We start from the raw sequence: 17,880 nt of genomic DNA on the forward strand, positions 1-17,880 counted from the left end.
TTTTGCGTGCGCCCGGGTCACTGGGTATTGTTGCCGAGGCTTGAGGGCGTTACGGCGCACGACGAGCCACGCCGCCTTAGCTCAGTCGGCAGAGCGTTTCACTCGTAATGAAAAGGTCGTGAGTTCGATTCTCACAGGCGGCTCGTTCGAAGGCCCCCACCCGACGGTGGGGGCCTTCGTCGTTCAACGGGCAGGTCGGATCCTCCGACGGCCCTGACCTGGGAGGGGCATCATCACCACGCGCGCCCGCTCCGCCGTCGGCGGGGCATCGGGCCTCCTGCTCGTCGCCATCATCCTCTACGCGTTCAACCTGCGTGGCCCGATCGTCGCGGTCGCCCCCGTCATCCGGGAGCTCGCCGCCGACCTCGGCGTCACGGACGGGACGGCGGGCCTCGTCTCGACGATCCCGGTGATCTGCTTCGCGGCCGCGACGCCGTTCGTCGCGGCCTACCTGCGGCGGGCGTCGCTCGAGCGGGCCGTCCTCGTGTCGCTCGCGCTCGTGCTTGTCGGCACGATCGTGCGGTCGGTCGGCGGGTTCCCGCTCGCGATCGCGGGCACGATCGTCATCGGTGTTGCCATCACGATCGGTAACGTCGCGGTCCCCGTCATCGTCGCGCGTGACTTCCCGTCACGCGTCGGCATTGTCACGGGTATCTACACGTCGGCGCTCAACATCGGCTCGGTCATCACGACGATCGGGACGGCGCCGCTCGCGGCGCTCGTCGGCTGGCGCTGGGCGCTCGCGTCGTGGGGCGTTCTCGTGCTCGTGGCCGCCGTCGTGTGGCGCGTCGCGACGGCGCGGATCGCTGCGGCTCCGGGGGCGGCGCCGTCGGCCGGTGCTGCGGACAGCACGCCGGTCCCGGCTGACAGCATCGCGCTGCTGCCGCCGTGGCGCCGCTGGGACGTGTGGCTGCTCGTCGCGGCGTTCGGGGCGCAGTCGTTCAGCTACTACGGGTCGAGCACGTGGCTGCCGTCGATTCTCGCGGACACGATCGGGCTGTCGAAGGACGGTGCGGGTGCGGCGTCGTCGGTGTTCCAGCTCATGGCGATCGTCGGGAGCCTCGGGGCTCCGGCGCTGCTGGCGCGCGGTCTGCATCTGCGGACGGTGTCGGCGGTGCTCGTCGGGTGCTGGCTCGTGCTGCCGGCGGGCCTGCTCCTCGCGCCGCACGGGTACCTCGTGTGGATGGCGGCGGCGGGCGTCGCGCAGGGCGGGTTCTTCACGATGGTCGTCGTCATGATGGTGCGGCGCTCGGGCGGGTCGTCGAACATGCGGCGTATGTCGGCTTTCGTCCAGGGCCTCGGGTACTGCCTCGCGGCGGCGGGGCCCGTGACGCTGGGTCTCGTGCATGACGCGACGGGGTCGTGGACGGCGCCGTTGCTGACGGTGCTCGTCATGGTGGGGATCATGGCGGCGGCGGGTCTCACGGTCGCGTCGGCGAAGCCGGTCGCGACGATCGACTGATCCTGGGCCGACCCTCCCCGAGTGTCGATAGCCGATCCGCGCGGCATAGGCGTGCGGATCGGCTATCGACGTCCCCGGGTCAGGTGCGGTTCTCGGCTCCCCACGCCCGATAGCGGATCCGCGCGCCATAGGCGTGCGGATCGGCTATCGGACCACTGGAGCGGTGGCTGCGCCAAGGGCAGAACGGCAGGAGGATCCTCACGCCCGGACGACGGTCACGGGGCAGGGCGTGTGCTCGACCATCTGCGACGACACGGACCCGAGCAGGAGCCGCTCGAACCCGCCGAGCCCGCGCGAACCCAGGACGAGATGACGCGCCCCGGCGGCCGCGCGCAGGAGCCCGCGGGCCGGCGCGGACCGCTCGACGTGCTCGACGAGCCGACCCTCAGGAAGGTCGAGCTTCGCGTGCGCGATCGCGCGTGCGAGGAGCTCCTCCGTGTGCTGGACGTAGTCCTCGACGGGCGGTGCCCAGCCGAATTGGTTGGGGAGGGGCCCGGTCGTCGTCACCTGCCAGCACGCGACGGCGTGCAGCGGCAGGTCGTGGCGCGTCGCGAGCTCGGCGCCGTGGCGCAGTGCGGTGACGGACGCGTCGGAGCCGTCGACGCCGACGACGACGCGGGGCGTCTCGTCGATCTCGTGGTCGCGGGCGGCCTGCTCGAGGATCGCTGCGGCGTGGTCGGGGTCGGGGATGATCGTCACGGGGACGCGGGCCTGCCGGACGACGCCGGCGGAGACGGATCCCATGAAGAGGCGGCCGAGGCGGCCCAGGCCGCGCCGTCCCACGACGATGCGGTCGGCGCCGGTACCCCGCTCGAGGATCGTCGGGACGACGGTGCCGCGGATCTCCTCGGCAGTGACCCGGAGCCCCGACGTGTCGGCCTGGGCGATGAGTTGGTCGAGGCGTTCGCGGGCGCTGCGAGCGATGTGCTCGTAGTTGTCGGCGGCCTCGAGCACGGCGATGGGACCGAGGGGAGCGGTCTCGAGCCAGGTCGTGTCCCACACGAGGACGACCTGGAGGTGCGCACCGTCGGTGCGGGCGTCGCGGACGGCCCAGTCGAGCGCATGGGCGGAGCTGGGGGATCCGTCGACGCCAACGACGATCCTGCGGTCGGTCATCGTGCTCACCACCTTCCGACGTCGCGGCGGTGCGACGTCCTCGTCGGTCCTCCCATCCTCGCGTGTGGGGCGTGCGGGGGCAACGGCCCAAGGTCCTCGCGCGGGCTGGGGCCGGATGTCGGTTGCGGGTGCAAGGATCGGCGGGGTCGGGACAGAGACGGGTGAGGAGGGCGGCACGTGCCGCCCCGTGGCAGGCCGGGAGGAGGGCGCGTGGGGCACGGACCGCAGTGGTTCGAGGACGTGTTCCGTCGTCATGCGACGGCGGTGCACCGGTACTTCGCGCGTCGCGCGCACCCGGGCGAGGTCGACGACCTTACGGCGGAGGTCTTCGCGACGGCGTGGCGCCGGCGCGACGACGTGCCCGACGGTCTCGAGCTCGCGTGGCTGTACCGGACGGCGGGCTACCTGCTCGCGAACCATCGTCGCAAGGCGCGGCCGGTGCTCGTCGAGACGATGCCGGTCGAGGTCGACCACGCGGACCCGCAGCATCTGGTCGTCGTTGACGACAGTGTGCGGGAGGTGCTCGGCAGGTTGAGCGTGCGGGACCGTCAGGTGCTCGTGCTGCATGCGTGGGGCTGGCTCGTATACACATCTGACGCTGCCGACGATCTTACGCGGGCGGAGCCGGCGGGGGGGGGGGTGACTAGATAAACAAGAAGAGGTGCGACCAACGCCAAGAGCGCGCCCACCCTCCAGAACGGGAGAGTGAGCTTGGTAGTGCGCGCTAGCGTACGAGTGTCCGCTACAANGGGAGGGGCTCTCGGGGGCCGAGCTGGGGGCGGTCCTGGGGATCTCGAAGGGTGGCGCGGAGGCGGCGTTGTCGCGTGCGCGCGCCCGGTTGCGTGAGCTGTGGGCGGAGCGTGAGGCGGGGTGACGTGGGTGAGTGACGACGAGGCGTTCGCGCGGCTGCGTGCGACGGACCCGGCGGCGGGCGTGGAGCCCGACGTCGTGGCGTTGCGTGCGCGGGTGACGGCGCTCGTGGGCGACGTCGCAGGATCGGAGTACGGCACTGATCTGGGGCTGCGGCTGCGGGTCGCGCGGCTGCTCGTCGAGGACGGTGCGCAGGAGGAGGACGCCGCGGCGGCCGCCGCGATCCTCGGAGCCGCCGGCACGGCGGAGCCGGCGGCCGGGGTGGCGCCGCCTGCGGCCGCTGCCGGTGCGTCGGCGGTCCCTGCGCGACGCGCGCGCCGGCGTGGGCCTGCGCGGTGGCTCGCCGCTGCTGCCGCGGTTCTCGTCGTCGGCGGGATGACGTACGTGGCAGCGGACCGGCTGGGTGTCGGGACCGGCGGGGACGCCCCGAGCGCAGCGATGGCGTCGATGGCGGCGGTCCCCGACGATGCGAGGGTACGGGCGTTCGCCGTCGAGGATGCCGGCGTCGAGCTGGGCTCGCGCGAGGTCGTCCCCGCGGACGCGATGTGGTCCGAGAGCATGACGCTCCGGGCGGTCGCGCTCGAGCCGGTGCCCGGGACGCGTGCGACGGTCGCGGCGCTCGCCCGGGTCGTCGGCGTCGCGGGAGATCCGGTGCGGTCCGGGACGGCGTGGACGGTCGCGGACGGGAACGGCACGCTCACGGTCGACGGCACGTACGTCGACTATGCGCGTACGGGGGCGTCGTCGGGCGTGGTGTCGTCGCCCGACGCTCCGGGCGTGACGGCTCGTCTCGTCGCGGTCGTCGGCGCGGCGGGCCTCGACGTCGACGGCATGGCGTTCGCCGTCGACTCGGACGGCACGGCGGCCTGGACGACGCCGCGCGCTGCGGACGCGGACGTCGTGGGCGACGGGGTGCCGGCCGTCGACTCGTGGTCGATGAAGGTCGACGACGACGGAATCGTCGCGCTCGCGGGGACCTTGCTGCGCAGGACGACGACGGACCTCGAGGTGCGCGCGGTGACGGACGTCCTCGGGGCAGGCGCTCCTGCGGACGGCGTGACGCTGCGTGTCGTGCTGCAGCCGGACGGCGACGGGTGGGTTCCCGTCGCGTCGTACGTCGCGCGAGGGCCGGACGGGACGGAGGCGCGTCCTGCGTCGTAAGGAAGGCGGGCCGTGAGGCTGACCGCGTCGTGAGGGCGCGGGTCGTGAGGGCGCGGGTCGTGAGGCCCCGACGCGTCAGACGACGCTGCTCGCGCGCGACCGCTGCGGCCGGAGGAGCGGCGCGTGGCGGCTCGGCAGCACGGGGGCGACGGCGAGCCGCGTGAGCAGCATAGAGATGCCCGCGAGCTCGCGCGCCATCCACCAGGTGGCGATGTCGGTGAGGGGGCTCGCGACGGGCCGGTCGTCGGCATCGGCGAGGATGAGCGTCGTGGGGCTGCAGCCTGCGACGACGCGCCAGCGCAGGTCGGGCCGGGTCGCCCGGAGGAGGTCGCCGACGGCGATGCCGAGCGCGGTGAGCGACGGCAGGGGGTCCCAGCGTTCGGCGGGCGTCGTCGCGTGCCAGCGGCAGCACCAGTCGACGAAGAGCCGCTCGACGTGCTCGGGGACGGTGAGGTCGACGCCGGGGACGCGGAGGAGCTCGCGGAGCTCCTCCATCCAGACGAGCTGGTACGGGTCGGGCTCCTCGAACTGCGGTGCGCCGTCGGTGGCACGGCGGAGGTCACCCTCGGGGCTGTGCTCGGTGCGGTGCGCCATGCCCTCCCTATCGGCACGAGCGGGGCGTGGCATGAGGAAGCCGGATGAAGTCTCCGCGACATGTGGCTGACCTGTCACATCGCGGGACGACGGGGCTGAGCCGTGGCCCTTGTCGGTGTCCGGGGCTAGGTTCGGAAGGGTCAGCTCGTCCCGATGCACCGGAGGTTGTCATGCCTACACGTACCGCTCGCACCGCTTGGAACGGCTCGTTCGAGGAGGGGGCCGGCCAGGTCGAACTCTCGAGCTCGGGGGCCGGCACGTACACGGTCTCGTTCCCGACGCGCTCGGCCGACGACGCCAACGGAACGACGAGCCCTGAGGAGCTCATCGCGGCCGCGCACTCGTCGTGCTACGCGATGCAGCTCTCGGCGCTCCTCGGTCAGGCCGGGCACGCGCCGGACGCGCTGCACGTGAGCGTCGAGGTCGACCTCGGTCCGGATCCGGCGGGCGGGTTCCGCATCCCGGCGATCCGTGTCGCGGTCGAGGGTGAGGTCGCGGGGATCGACGAGGCGCGCTTCGTCGAGATCGCCGAGGAAGCGAAGGCGACGTGTCCGGTGAGCAAGGCTCTCGCGGGCACGGAGATCTCGCTCACGGCGTCGCTCGCCTGAGACGAGGGCCGGGGCGGGCGAGGTCCGCTAGGTCCAACGGCCGGACGTGAGCGTCCAGGTCGTGGGAGGATTCAGTTGTGTCGAGCGCACCTGAAACCCTGCCCGCCCCCCGTCCCTCCGAGGTCGCGGACCTCGTCGCGGCGCTGAGCGCCGCCGTCTCGGGGGAGGTCGACGCGTCGTCGTCGCGTCGTGCGCAGTATTCGACGGACGCGTCGAACTACCGGGTGCCGCCGCAGGTCGTCGTCATGCCGCGGAGCACGGACGACGTGCTCGCGGCGCTCGAGGTCGCGCGTGAGGCCGGCGTGCCGGTGACGGCACGTGGCGCTGGCACGTCGGTCGCAGGCAATGCGGTCGGGCCGGGCGTCGTCCTCGACCTGTCCCGTCATCTGCACCGCATCCACGAGATCGACCCGGAGGCACGCACGGCGCGCGTCGAGCCGGGCGTCGTCATGTCGAGCCTCCAGCAGGCTGCTGCGCCGTTCGGGCTGCGCTTCGGGCCGGACCCGTCGACCCAGAACCGCGCGACGCTCGGCGGCATGATCGGCAACAACGCGTGCGGCCCGCACGCGGTCGCGTACGGCCGCACGGCTGACAACACGCTTGAGCTCGACGTCGTCGACGGCCTGGGCCGGCGCTTCACGGCGGGGGCGGGCGCGGGGTCGCTCGCGGTCGTGCCGGGTCTCGAGGACCTCGTCACCGCAGAGATGGCCCTCATCCGCACCGAGCTGGGACGCTTCGGCCGCCAGGTGTCGGGCTACTCCCTCGAGCACCTGCTCCCCGAGAACGGGCGAGACCTCGCGAAGGCGCTCGTCGGCACGGAGGGCACGGTCGTCACGGTGCTCGGCGCGACGGTGCGGCTCGTCGAGCAGGCGTCGGCGCCGGTCGTCGTCGTGCTCGGGTACCCGGACATGCCGACGGCCGCGGACGACGTGCCGGCGCTGCTCGCTCTCGACCCGCTCGCGATCGAGGGTCTCGACGCGCGGCTCGTCGACGTCGTGCGTCGGGTCAAGGGCCCGGGCGCGGTGCCGGAGCTGCCTGCGGGCGCGGGCTGGCTCATGGTCGAGGTTGCGGGCGCGAACCTCGACGAGGCGCTCGACAGGGCGCGGCGCATCGCGCAGGCTGCGTCGACGGACGCGTCGGTCGTCCTGCCCCCGGGGCCGGAGGCGACCGCGATGTGGCGGATCCGCGCGGACGGCGCGGGGCTCGGCGGGCGCACGCCGTCGGGCAACCAGGCGTGGCCGGGCTGGGAGGACGCGGCGGTGCCGCCCGAGCGGCTCGGTGCGTACCTGCGCGAGTTCGACGCGCTCATGGACTCCTACGGCGTCGAGGGCATGGCGTTCGGCCACTTCGGCGACGGCTGCATCCACGTGCGGATCGACCTGCCGCTCGAGCACGACGCAGCGGTGTTCCGTAGGTTCATCGTCGACTCCGCGACGCTCGTCGCCAAGTACGGCGGCTCGCTATCGGGGGAGCACGGCGACGGCCGGGCGCGCAGCGAGCTGCTGCCGCTCATGTACTCGGCGGGCGCGATCGACCTCTTCGAGCGCTTCAAGGCGCTCCTCGACCCTGACGACGCGCTCAACCCGGGCGTCGTCGTGCGCCCGGCCCCGCTCGACGCGGACCTGCGCCGCCCCGCGGCGCGGCGCGAGGTCGTCGCACACCCGGGGAAGAAGGGCACGGGCTTCGCGTTCACGCACGACGACGGCGACATCACGAAGGCCGTCCACCGGTGCACGGGCGTCGGCAAGTGCCGCGCGGACAACGCGACCGCTGGGGCGGGCTTCATGTGCCCCTCCTACCAGGCGACGCGCGACGAGAACGACGTCACCCGCGGGCGTGCGCGCACGCTCCAGGAGATGCTCAACGGGCGGCTCGTCCAGGGCGGCTGGCGCTCCCCGGAGGTGCACGGCGCGCTCGACCTGTGCCTGTCGTGCAAGGCGTGCTCGAAGGACTGCCCCGCGGGCGTCGACATGGCGATGCTCAAGTCGGAGGTGCTCCACCGCTCCTACCAGGGCCGGTTGCGGCCGATCGACCACTACTCGCTCGGCTGGCTGCCGCGCTGGGCGCGGCTCGTCACGACGGTTCCGGGGCTCGCGGCGCTCGCGAACGCGGTGTTCAAGGTGCGTCCGCTTGCGAAGCTCATCCTCGCGGTCGGCGGCATGGACCCGGCTCGGCCCAAGATGGTGACGTTCGCGTCGACGCCGTTCCGGCGCCTGTGGCGCCGCGGCGGGGTCCCTGTGACGTCGTCGGCGGACGCGACGGTGACGACGGGAGTCCTCGGTGCGGCCGACGGCACGCCGCTCACGCCGGGCGTGCGCGGCCGCACGAAGGTCGTCCTGTGGACCGACACGTTCTCGGACACCATGGCGCCGCAGGTGCCCGAGGCCGCGGTCGACGTGCTCGTCGCCGCGGGCTACGACGTCATCGTCCCCGACCAGGAGGCGTGCTGCGGTCTCACGTGGATCTCGACGGGCCAGCTCGACGGCGCGCGGCGCCGCCTCGAGGGACTGCTCGACGTCCTTGGGCCGTTCGGCGTCAACGGTGTGCCGATCGTTGGCCTCGAGCCGTCGTGCACGGCCGTGCTGCGCTCGGACCTCCTCGAGCTCCTGCCCGACGACCCGCGTGCGCACGCGGTCGCGCGGGCGACGACGACGCTCGCCGAGCTGCTCACGGCGCCCGCGCCGCTCGGCCCGGACCCTGAGGTGTGGCAGATGCCCGACCTCTCGGACGTCACGGCGGTCGTGCAGCCGCACTGCCACCATCACTCGGTCATGGGGTTCGAGGCCGATCGCGCGCTTCTTGCCGCGGCCGGCGCGACGGTGACGGAGCTCTCGGGATGCTGCGGTCTCGCGGGGAACTTCGGCATGCAGAAGGGCCACTACGACGTCTCGGTGAAGGTCGCCGAGCAGCAGCTGCTGCCCGCGCTCGATGCGATGGCCGACGGCGATGTCTACGTCGCGGACGGCTTCTCGTGCCGCACGCAGGCCGACCACCTGCGCGGCACGCACGGCGTGGCGCTCGCCGAGCTGCTCGCGGAGCACCTGCGACGCAGCTGACCTCGGACGGGACCGGGCGAAGATTCGCCCGGTCCCGGGCTGCGCCCCGCGCGTCGAAGCCCTAGGCTGGCCCCGCGCGTGGTATCCCGTGCGCATTCGGGGACAAGCAGGAGTTGACGTGGCGATCTTCGAGCTCGACGCCGAGAGGGCGGTCGCGGTGCAGGCCATGGAGCCCGCGCCGGGCGCGGTCGGCGCTCAGGTGGAGCAGATCATCGAGCAGCGGCTCGGTGCGATCCTCGGTGAGCGTCTGCTCACCGTCGCGCGAGGTCGGGCCGGCCACGACGAGCCGTTCCTCCTGTCGGTCGACGGCTTCGGCGGCGTCGTCGTCACGGAGATCGTCACGAACCTCGACGCGGCGACGCTCGCGTCGGCGCTCGTGCGGGCCGGGTGCGCGTCGCGGCTCGGCGACGCCGAGCTGGCGCAGCGCTACCACCGCGGTCCCCAGGCGTTCGTCGGCGACCGCTCCCAGCTCTTCACGACCGTGCCGGAGGTCGTCGGCGGCGAGCGTCGCCCGGGGGGCGCGCGCCTCGTCGTCGTGTGCGCCGCGGTCGCGCTCGACGCGCTCGACGCCCTCGAGTTCCTCCGACAGCCCGGCAGCCGTGTCGAGGTGCTGCGGGTGGGTGTCCTGCGGGGCACCGACGGCCGCCGCGTCCTCGACGTGTCGCCGCTCGGCCTCGGCGGGCGCGGTCCGCGGGGCCTCGAGCCGACGGAGGCTGCGCCGACTGCGGCCGCGGCCGCCCCCGCAGCGGCGACGTCGCAGGTGACGCGCACGTCGGTCCTCGAGCCGCGCGACCCGGTCGATCACGAGTCGGAGCGGCGTCGCCTCGCCGCGATGGTCTCGACGCAGGCGCTGCCTGTCGTCACGGATCCGCAGGTCGAGCAGCCGCAGCCGTACGAGCACCACGCCGTGCCCGCGGCCGTGCACACCGCAGGTCCGTCGGCGTACGTCGCGGGCCCGTCCGCGCCGGTCGAGGAGCGGCCGCCCGTGCACGAGCCTGTCTCGCCGGTCCGCACCGCGATCGGCGTGACCCAGGCCCCGTCGCGTGCCGCGATGCACCCGCGCCCGTACCACCCGTCGGGCGCGCCCGGCACGACGGGCGCGACGGCGCACCCCGCCGGCTATGCGGGGGCGCGCTACCGTGCGCGTCTCGCGTCGGTTGAGGAGGTGTCGATCGACACCAACCCCAACGACCTCAGCTCGCTGCGGGACTCGTCGCGGTCGTTCGCGGCGGCGATGGCGTACGGCGACCCGTCGCCGGCCACCGCGCAGGTGTACGACGCGCCCGCGCTGGCCGACCCGGAGCCCGAACCAGCGCCGTTCGAGGAGTCGTCGTTGTACGACACGGCCTCCTACGACGCGCACTCCTACGATGCGCACTCCTACGACACGTCCTCCTACGGCACCGTGTCGCACGCGCCGGGGCACGGAGCGACGTCCGCCCCCGCGCAGCCCGCGCATGAGCCACGCGCCCAGGCACCCAAGGGTCCGCGGGACCCAGCGCTCGAGGCGCTCGCGGCCCGGCTCGACGGCCCGGCCCCGCTCGTGTGGGTGCGGCACCGGCGGGGAGAGTCGATCCACGCGACGCTCTTCACCGACGGGATCATCGAACTCGACGACGGCCAGCGCTTTTGGTCCGCGGACCTCGCGGCGTCGGCCGCGGTCGGAGCGCCGGGGGTCGACGGGTGGCGCATGTGGCGCCTGGGTGACGAGACGGGCCCGACGCTCGCCGAGTGCCGCTGACGGCAGCCATTCCGGTCGCCCGCAGCCGCGTCGGCTTCAGTCGCAGTCGCCGCCGCCTCGTCGGCACCGCCCGCGTCAGCCCCAGCCGTACGCGAGCGACCAGCGCGCGAGCTGCCGGTAGAACTGCGCGCGCGGACCGGGCGGCGAGAGCGCGAGGTCGTGGATGCCCCCGTCGATGCGCACGAGGGTGACGGTGTCGCCGAGCGACGACGCGCGCCGTGCGATCGTCTCGACGTCGAGCACGATGTCGGCGGCGCGCATGTCCTCGCTCCAGCGTGCGTTGATGTGCGTGCGGCTCGAGAGGCATACGAGCACGGGCACGTCGATCGTGAGCCCCGCCGCGACCGTCGCGTGCCCCGCGAGGATCGCCCGCAGCCACCCCGCGCGCACGGGGAACGACGGGTTGGGGCGCCAGCGCGCGTCGGTCGCCCACGTCCCCCCGGAGTGCTCGTCGACGACGCGCGCGTAGTAGCCGGGGTCGATGTTCGGCAGCGGCGTGCGCGGGTGGAAGCGCGCGATCTGGGTGACGGCGGGCGTCGAGACGGTCCGGGCGATCGACGAGCCCTGGAGCTCGAGCCATGGCGAGTTGAGCGCGAGCCCGGTGACCCGCCCGGGGTTCCGGTCCGCCCAGAGCGCCGTGACGAGCCCGCCCGTCGAGTGCGCGGTGAGGAGCACGGCGCAGTGCGGACCGAGCTCGGCGTGGATCGTCGCGAGGGCGGCGTCGATCTCCTCGTCGTACGTCACGAGGGTCTCGACGTAGCCGGGAGTCTGGTGCTCTCGCAGCGAGCGCCCGTACTTGCGCAGGTCGAGCGCGTAGAACGCGATGCCCTGCGCGGTCCAGAACTCGGCGAGCCCCGTCTGGAAGAAGTAGTCGGACCAGCCGTGGACGTAGAGGACGGCGCGCGCGGGCCGGAGCCCGACGAGCCCCGGGTCGTGGCGCACGAGGGTCGCGACGACCTCGCCCTCGTCGTCGTCCGCGAGGGGGAGTGTGAGTGCGCGGTAGTCGTCGCCGAGGACGTCGGTGACCCAGCCGTCGGGCATGCCGAGCGGCGCGCGCGGCGGGAGGTCGGCGAGCGTGAACGGCTCGCCCGGGCGGTCACCCGTCATGGTTGCAGGACGATCTTGCCGAAGTGGTCGCCAGCGTCGAGCGTGCGCAGGCCACGCTCCGCGTCCGCGAGGGCGAGGACCTCGGCCATCGGAGGTTCGATGCCGGTGCGGGCGACGAACGCGGCGAGGGCGGCGAGGTCGTCGCGCGTGCCCATGGTGACGCCCTGGACGCGGATCTCCTGGAAGAAGATGCGCGTGAGCTCGGCGGCGTCGGGGTCGCCCGTCGTCGCGCCGGCGACGGCGACGGTGCCGCCCGGGCGGACGGACGAGACGGAGTGCCGCCACGTCGCGCGGCCGACGGTCTCGACGACCCCGTCGACGCGGCGGGGGAGTCGCGCGCCAGGCTCGAGCGCGGTCGCACCGAGGGCCGTGGCACGCTCGCGCTTGGCGGCGGAACGGCTCGTCGCGAAGACCTCGAGACCCGCGGCGACGCCGAGGACGATCGCGGCCGACGCGACACCGCCGCCCGCCCCCTGGACGAGCACGGAGTCGCCGGGCCGCAGGTCGCACGCCCGGAACAGGAGGCTGTACGCGGTGAGCCACGCGGTCGGCAGGCACGCGGCGACCGTGAGGTCGAGGCCGTCGGGCACGTCGAGGAGGTTGGCTGTGGGTACGGACACCTGCTGCGCGAGCGTCCCCGGGTAACGCTCGGAGAGCAACGAGCGACGCTCGGTGGGGCCGACGCCGTGGCCGTCCGCTCCGATGACACCGTGGACGAGGACGCGTCGGCCGTCCGCGGTCGTGCCGGCGGCGTCGGTGCCGAGGATCATCGGCAGGAGAGCGTCGGGCAGGCCGACGCCCCGGAGCGACCACAGGTCGTGATGGTTGAGGGAGGCGGCGGCGACGTCGACCGTCGTCCAGTGCTCGCGTGGTTCAGGGGCGGGACGTTCCCCGACGACGAGGCCCGCGAACGGGTCGGTTGCGGAGGTCGAGGCGACGTAGGCGGCCAGCATGACGCCACGATACCGAGAGGCAGACGCCGCTGGCACACCTCCGCGGGCGTCGCTAGCCTGCACGAATGGGAATCTTCGGAGGCCGGCGCCGCACCGAGGCACGACGTGAGCGTCGGCGCAGGCGACGCAGCACGCTCGTCGAGTGGATCGTCGACCTCTTCTCCGCCTGGCCCTGACTAGACGAGCGGCAAGACGTTCCCGAGGTCCGGGACGGAGTCCGCGGTGAAGGACGTGCGCAGGGCGACCGCGAGCTCGTCGACGTCGTAGGGCACGCGGCCCGCGGCGAGCCGCACCCACAGGCGCGCGTCGGCGACCTCGAGGTTCCAGCCGCCACGCGCCCGCACGATGCCGCACAGCTCGTCGGCGACGAGCGCGAGCGCCCCACGGTCGACGGGGTCGTCCGCGCCGCGCGTCGCGGCGACGTCCGCGAACGAGCGTGCGACGTCGTCGGCGTGGACGACGAGCTCGATGAGCCGCGTGACGACGAGGTCCCGCAGCCGCAGCGGGGCACGGTTGCCGAGGACGACGGCCTCGTCGTCCTCACCGAGCGTGCGCAGGTGAGCGAGGGCCTCCGAGACGAGCCGCGAGACCTCGGCGAGACGGTTGCCCGCGATACGTTCGTCGAGCTCGCGCGTCGTCGTCGCGATGTGCTCCGCCGACGCCTTGTAGCCACCCACGTACTCCGAGAGCGTCACCGGTCGCGTCCCTGCGGGCTGCGGGACGGCCGCCGTGAGCGAGCCCATGCAGCGACCGAGGTGGCTGACGAGCTCGCCGCGCGTCCAGCCCGGCAGCACGCTCGGCTGCGCGGCCGTGCCGAGCAGGTCGTCGCCGAGCGGCTCGAGCCACCGCTCGAGCCGCGTCCACTGGCGGGTGAGCGCGTCGGTGAGGGCCGGGAGCGTCGGCACTGTCATGACCCCATCCTGCCCGTCGCGCCGCCCGGACGCACTGCGTCCCGCGGACGACCTCCGGTAGGTTCTCCACCATGCTGAGCGTCGTACGGAGCGCCGTGGTCGTCCTGTGCGTCCTCGTCGTCGGCGTCTGCGTGCCGACCGCCCCCGTGGCGCGCTGGGTGCACGGCGCGGTCGACGACACCGACGCGTACGTCGCCGCGGTCGCACCTCTCGCGCGCGACCCGCTCGTGCGCGAGAGGCTTGCGGACGAGGTGACGACGCGCCTGCTCGAGACGTTCGACCCCGAGGCGACGGTCCGTGGCGCGGTGACGACGGCGCTCGGCCCGCTCGCCGACCTCCCGGGTGCGTCGCAGGTCGTCGACGACGCCGTGGCGGCGGGCGCGGCACGCCTGCGCGACGGGGTTGCGGCGGGCGTGCGGTACGCCGTCGGCACCGAGGGCTTCGGGACGGCGTGGGACACGGCGCAGCGCGCCGCGCACTCGGGCGTGCGGTGGGCGCTCACGAGCCCCGACGTCGACGCGGTGCACCGGCCGGCGGTCGGCATCGACGCCGACGGCGCGGTCGTCCTCGACCTCGGGACGCTCTCCGACCTCGTCGTCGCGCAGCTCGACGCACTCCGGTTCCCCGTGCCGCAGGCCCTGCGGGACCTGCCGGCTGCTGCGGGCGTCGTCGAACGTCTCGACGCGCTGCGCATGCCCGTGCCCGACGCGCTGCGCGACCTCGACGTCCAGGTCCCTGTCGTGACGTCCGCGAAGCTCGTGAGCGCACGGACGACGCTCGGCGTCATCGACACGTGGGGTGCGCTCGCGCCGTGGGTCGCCCTCGCGACGGTCGTTGTGGCGCTCCTCGTCGCGCGTCGCCGCTGGCTCGTGCTCGCGTCGTGCGGGGCCTCCGCGCTCGCGGGGACGGCCGCGCTCCTGGTGGGTGCGCACGTCGCGGCCCGGGAGGTCGTCGCGCAGCTCGCGCTGCCGTCGGACGGGGTGCTCGCGCTCGTCACCGACCGCATCGTCTCGATGCTCGCGGGCGGCCTGCCGAGCCTCCTCGCGGACTCCGTCCCGGACCTCGGGAACGTCTTGCCGCTCGTCTAGTCAGGGCCAGGCGGAGAAGAGGTCGACGATCCACTCGACGNGGTAGGTCTGGAGCACCGTTCGATGGTGCTGGGGGTCTACGAGTCGATCTGCTTGTGCGACTGGTAGGTCTGGAGCACTGTTCGATGGTGCTGGGGGCCTACGAGTCGATCTGCTTGTGCGACTGGTAGGCCTGGAGCACCGTTCGATGGTGCTGGGGGCCTACGAGTCGGGGGCGGGCGTCGTCAGCCGCGGCGGGTGACGAGGCGCTTGAGGAAGTGCCGGACGACCGGCCCGAGCTGGTCGAACTCGATGAGGAACCCATCGTGCCCGTGCTCGGACCGCAGCACCTGCAGCGGCCACGCGCCCGGGACGTTGCGCGTGATGCGCTCGGACTCGATCGGCTGGAAGAGCCGGTCGGAGTCGACGGCGACGACGAGGGCCTTCGCGGTGATCGACGCGAGTGCGGACTCGACGCCGCCGCGGTCGCGCCCGAGGTCGTGCGTGAGCATCGACTGCGTGAGGACGAGGTAGGAGTTCGCGTCGAAGCGGCTCGCGAGCTTGTGCGCGTGGTGGTCGAGGTACGACTGGATCGCGTACCGGCCTCCGCGCAGGGGGTCCTCGGCGTTCTGGGGGATGCGGCCGAAGCGTCGGTCGAGCTCGGTCGCCGAGCGGTAGGTGGCGTGCGCGATCTGCCGGGCGATGCCGAGGCCGACGTGCGGCCCGACTCCGTCGGCGTTCTCGTAGTAGTCCCCGCCGTTGTAGTGCGGGTCCGCGAGGATCGCCGCGATCTGCGGGTGCGCCCACGCGATCTGGTCGCCCGTCGTCTGGGCGCCGGACGCGATGATGCCGATCGACTCGACGTCGACGCCGGCCTCGGGCCCGCAGAGCGCCCACTCGAGGGCGCGCAGCCCGCCCATGGACCCGCCGACGACGAAGTGCCACGACGTGACGCCGAGCGCACGAGCCAGCGCGATCTCCGCGCCGACCTGGTCGCGGACGGTGAGGTGCGGAAACCGCGAGCCCCAGGGGCGTCCGTCGGGTGCGGGGGAGGCGGGTCCGGTCGAGCCCTGGCAGCCGCCGACGACGTTGGGGGCGACGACGAAGTAACGCTCGGTGTCGATGGGCGCTCCGGGGCCGATCATCTGCGACCACCAGCCCGGCGTCGGGTGGCCGGGCTCGGCGTCGCCCGTGACGTGCGAGTCGCCCGTGAGGGCGTGGAGGACGAGGACGGCGTTGGAGCCGTCGGGCGCGAGCGTGCCCCACGTCTCGTACGCGACGGTGACGTCGGGGATCTCGAGGCCCGACTCGAGCTCGAGCGTGCCGACGTCGCAGAAGCGGCGGCGGCCGGGCTCGTCGCCCTGCTGCCATGCGCCGCTCGGCGCGGGCTGCGGGGCGGGGAGGACGGGCACGTCCGTGCCGGGGCGCGGCGTCGCGCCCGCGAACGGCGGGGCGAGGCGGCGCGGGCGGGGTGCGGGCGTCGTGCTCACGGCACCATCATCCGACGGAACCGAAGCAGGGCGTGACGACGCGGCGCCGTCGGGCATGACCGTGCCGTCCGGGAACGTCCCGGGGTGGGCCTGGCCGTCGCTCGTCGGCGCCGCGTCGGTACACATCAGGCGGTCGCCTCGGCGCCCGTGCGCAGCGCGGCGACGGCCGCGAAGCCGCGGCCGAGGTCCGCGAGGATGTCGTCGATGTGCTCGAGGCCCACGGAGAGGCGCACGAGGCCGGGCGTCACGCCGGAGAGCGCCTGCTCCTCGGGCGAGAGCTGCGCGTGCGTCGTCGACGCGGGGTGGATGACGAGCGAGCGGACGTCGCCGATGTTCGCGAGGTTCGAGTGGAGCTCGAGCGCGTCGACGAACGCGCGGCCGACCTCGGCGTCGCCGTCGAGCTCGAACGCGAGGACGGCGCCCGCGCCGCGGGGCAGGTACTTCTGCGCCGTCGCGTGCCACGGGCTGGACTCGAGTCCCGCGTAGTGAACGGTGGTGACGGCGTCCTGCGCCTCGAGGAACGCCGCGACCTTCTCCGCGTTGGCGACGTGCCGCTCAATGCGCAGCGACAGGGTCTCGACGCCCTGCGCGATGAGGAACGCGTTGAACGGGCTGATCGACGCGCCGACGTCGCGCAGCAGCTGGACGCGCGCCTTGAGGATGTAGGAGAGGTTGACGCCGAAGAGGCCGTCCTTGCCGAGGTCACGCGCGTAGACGAGGCCGTTGTACGTGACGTCGGGCTCGTTGAAGTCCGGGAAGCGTGCGGGGTCCTGGCCGAAGTCGAACGTGCCGCCGTCGACGATGACGCCGCCGATCGAGTTGCCGTGGCCGCCGAGGAACTTCGTCGCCGCGTGGACGACGATGTCGGCGCCGTGATCGAAGGGGCGCAGGAGGTAGGGCGTCGCGATGGTGTTGTCGACGATGAGCGGGACGCCGACCTCGTGCGCGACGTCGGCGACGGCGCGGATGTCGAGGACGTCGGAGCGCGGGTTGGGGATCGACTCGGCGAAGAACGCCTTCGTCGTCGGGCGGGCGGCGGCGCGCCACTGCGCGGGGTCGTGCGGGTTGTCGACCCACGAGACCTCGATGCCGAGCTTGCGCAGTGTGTGCCCGAGGAGGTTGTAGGTGCCGCCGTAGAGCGACGGGCTCGCGACGATGTGGTCGCCCGCGCCCGCGAGGTTGAGGATCGAGAACGTCGTCGCGGCCTGGCCCGAGGCGAGCAGGAGCGCGCCGACGCCGCCCTCGAGGGAGGCGATGCGGTCCTCGACGACGCCGGTCGTCGGGTTGCCGAGGCGCGTGTAGATGGGGCCGAGGTCGGCGAGCGCGAAGCGTGCGGCGGCGGTCTCGGCGTCGGGGAAGACGAAGGACGTCGTCTGGTAGATCGGCAGCGCGCGGGCGCCGGTCGTCGGGTCGGGCGTCTGCCCGGCGTGGATCTGGCGGGTCTCGAAGGACCAGTCGGCGTTGCTCATGGGTGGCTCCAGGTGGGTGTTCTCGGCCTGCGGGTGGGCGGGCGTCGGACGGTGTCCTGGTGCCGTGATGCGACTCGCGTGATCGTCGTCGCTGCACGGGCGGGTGCGGTCCCGTCGTCGCCCTGGGGGCGTGTCCGCACCGGGGCCCGGCGTGGCCGGGCGCGAGTGCGGGGGTGTCAGCGACACATTCGACGGATCATGGCGGCCACTCTAGGCGGAGGTGGTCACGGGGTGGAACGGGTCATCCGCATGATGAGATCGCTGTGGTTGGTGGG

At 73.6% G+C, this 17,880-nt stretch carries 14 protein-coding genes and 1 tRNA gene; 8 read left to right on the plus strand and 7 right to left on the minus strand.

All coding sequences use genetic code 11. The annotated features are described in order from the left end of the window. Positions 1 to 70: 70 nt before the first annotated feature. Together C1729_RS11375 and C1729_RS11380 are read left to right on the plus strand one after the other, a co-directional pair. Positions 71 to 143: transfer RNA gene (locus tag C1729_RS11375), tRNA-Thr, on the plus strand. A gap of 146 nt (positions 144 to 289) precedes the next feature. Beyond that, positions 290 to 1,462 (plus strand): MFS transporter, encoded by a 1,173-nt coding sequence (locus C1729_RS11380; RefSeq protein WP_242493893.1) that lies wholly within the window; start codon positions 290 to 292, stop codon positions 1,460 to 1,462. A gap of 198 nt (positions 1,463 to 1,660) precedes the next feature. On the opposite strand, the gene C1729_RS11385 is transcribed toward C1729_RS11380, so the two are convergent. Beyond that, complete coding sequence (locus C1729_RS11385) at positions 1,661 to 2,578, minus strand: universal stress protein (protein ID WP_165375491.1); 918 nt, start codon at positions 2,576 to 2,578, stop codon at positions 1,661 to 1,663. 210 nt (positions 2,579 to 2,788) lie between these two features. On the opposite strand from C1729_RS11385, the gene C1729_RS11390 reads away from it, so the two are divergent. Together C1729_RS11390 and C1729_RS11400 are read left to right on the plus strand one after the other, a co-directional pair. Continuing rightward, entirely contained in the window at positions 2,789 to 3,229 is a 441-nt protein-coding gene (locus C1729_RS11390) for an RNA polymerase sigma factor (protein ID WP_102510047.1), read from the plus strand. 228 nt (positions 3,230 to 3,457) lie between these two features. Then, entirely contained in the window at positions 3,458 to 4,609 is a 1,152-nt protein-coding gene (locus C1729_RS11400) for a hypothetical protein (RefSeq protein WP_129590744.1), read from the plus strand. A 75-nt stretch (positions 4,610 to 4,684) separates the two neighbouring features. Here C1729_RS11400 and C1729_RS11405 read toward each other — a convergent pair whose 3' ends face one another. Continuing rightward, entirely contained in the window at positions 4,685 to 5,203 is a 519-nt protein-coding gene (locus C1729_RS11405) for a DUF3806 domain-containing protein (RefSeq protein WP_102510049.1), read from the minus strand. 170 nt (positions 5,204 to 5,373) lie between these two features. Here C1729_RS11405 and C1729_RS11410 point away from each other — a divergent pair, with 170 nt between their 5' ends. The 3 genes from C1729_RS11410 (at position 5,374) to C1729_RS11420 (ending at position 10,608) form a co-directional block, all read left to right on the plus strand. Further along, entirely contained in the window at positions 5,374 to 5,811 is a 438-nt protein-coding gene (locus tag C1729_RS11410; RefSeq protein ID WP_102510050.1) for an OsmC family peroxiredoxin, read from the plus strand. Between the two features lie 77 nt (positions 5,812 to 5,888). Further along, on the plus strand, positions 5,889 to 8,867 hold the full coding sequence (locus tag C1729_RS11415; RefSeq protein WP_242493806.1) for an FAD-binding and (Fe-S)-binding domain-containing protein: 2,979 nt from the start codon (positions 5,889 to 5,891) through the stop codon (positions 8,865 to 8,867). A 118-nt stretch (positions 8,868 to 8,985) separates the two neighbouring features. Next, entirely contained in the window at positions 8,986 to 10,608 is a 1,623-nt protein-coding gene (locus tag C1729_RS11420; protein ID WP_102510051.1) for a hypothetical protein, read from the plus strand. Between the two features lie 75 nt (positions 10,609 to 10,683). Here the strand turns inward: C1729_RS11420 and C1729_RS11425 are convergent, their stop codons facing one another. From C1729_RS11425 to C1729_RS11435, 3 genes are all read right to left on the minus strand, one after another. After that, entirely contained in the window at positions 10,684 to 11,715 is a 1,032-nt protein-coding gene (locus tag C1729_RS11425) for an alpha/beta fold hydrolase (protein WP_102510052.1), read from the minus strand. Further along, positions 11,712 to 12,668 (minus strand): zinc-binding dehydrogenase, encoded by a 957-nt coding sequence (locus C1729_RS11430; RefSeq protein WP_102510053.1) that lies wholly within the window; start codon positions 12,666 to 12,668, stop codon positions 11,712 to 11,714. Before C1729_RS11430 ends, C1729_RS11425 begins: the two co-directional genes overlap by 4 nt. Before the next feature lie 176 nt (positions 12,669 to 12,844). After that, positions 12,845 to 13,579 carry a maleylpyruvate isomerase N-terminal domain-containing protein gene (locus C1729_RS11435; RefSeq protein ID WP_102510054.1) on the minus strand — a complete coding sequence of 245 codons (735 nt, stop codon included), beginning with the start codon at positions 13,577 to 13,579 and terminating at the stop codon, positions 12,845 to 12,847. A gap of 71 nt (positions 13,580 to 13,650) precedes the next feature. On the opposite strand from C1729_RS11435, the gene C1729_RS11440 reads away from it, so the two are divergent. Continuing rightward, the gene (locus tag C1729_RS11440; protein ID WP_102510055.1) at positions 13,651 to 14,667 is read left to right on the plus strand and encodes a hypothetical protein; all 1,017 of its coding nucleotides are present in this window, start codon (positions 13,651 to 13,653) and stop codon (positions 14,665 to 14,667) included. A gap of 224 nt (positions 14,668 to 14,891) precedes the next feature. Here C1729_RS11440 and metX read toward each other — a convergent pair whose 3' ends face one another. Both metX and C1729_RS11450 read right to left on the minus strand, forming a co-directional pair. Beyond that, complete coding sequence (gene metX, locus C1729_RS11445) at positions 14,892 to 16,136, minus strand: homoserine O-acetyltransferase MetX (RefSeq protein ID WP_422917650.1); 1,245 nt, start codon at positions 16,134 to 16,136, stop codon at positions 14,892 to 14,894. Positions 16,137 to 16,261: 125 nt separating this feature from the next. Then, positions 16,262 to 17,605 (minus strand): bifunctional o-acetylhomoserine/o-acetylserine sulfhydrylase, encoded by a 1,344-nt coding sequence (locus C1729_RS11450; RefSeq protein ID WP_102510056.1) that lies wholly within the window; start codon positions 17,603 to 17,605, stop codon positions 16,262 to 16,264. Positions 17,606 to 17,880: the final 275 nt, after the last annotated feature.

This window comes from Sanguibacter massiliensis, from assembly GCF_900240335.1.
In the GTDB taxonomy this organism is placed as follows: domain Bacteria; phylum Actinomycetota; class Actinomycetes; order Actinomycetales; family Cellulomonadaceae; genus Flavimobilis; species Flavimobilis massiliensis.

Bases quoted from the DNA above. Each gene is read 5' to 3' on its own strand.
- C1729_RS11435 (WP_102510054.1), bottom strand. From the start codon at position 13,579: ATGACAGTGCCGACGCTCCCGGCCCTCACCGACGCGCTCACCCGCCAG.
- C1729_RS11430 (WP_102510053.1), bottom strand. From the start codon at position 12,668: ATGCTGGCCGCCTACGTCGCCTCGACCTCCGCAACCGACCCGTTCGCG.
- C1729_RS11405 (WP_102510049.1), bottom strand. From the start codon at position 5,203: ATGGCGCACCGCACCGAGCACAGCCCCGAGGGTGACCTCCGCCGTGCC.
- C1729_RS11410 (WP_102510050.1), top strand. From the start codon at position 5,374: ATGCCTACACGTACCGCTCGCACCGCTTGGAACGGCTCGTTCGAGGAG.
- C1729_RS11450 (WP_102510056.1), bottom strand. From the start codon at position 17,605: ATGAGCAACGCCGACTGGTCCTTCGAGACCCGCCAGATCCACGCCGGG.
- C1729_RS11425 (WP_102510052.1), bottom strand. From the start codon at position 11,715: ATGACGGGTGACCGCCCGGGCGAGCCGTTCACGCTCGCCGACCTCCCG.
- C1729_RS11440 (WP_102510055.1), top strand. From the start codon at position 13,651: ATGCTGAGCGTCGTACGGAGCGCCGTGGTCGTCCTGTGCGTCCTCGTC.
- C1729_RS11385 (WP_165375491.1), bottom strand. From the start codon at position 2,578: ATGACCGACCGCAGGATCGTCGTTGGCGTCGACGGATCCCCCAGCTCC.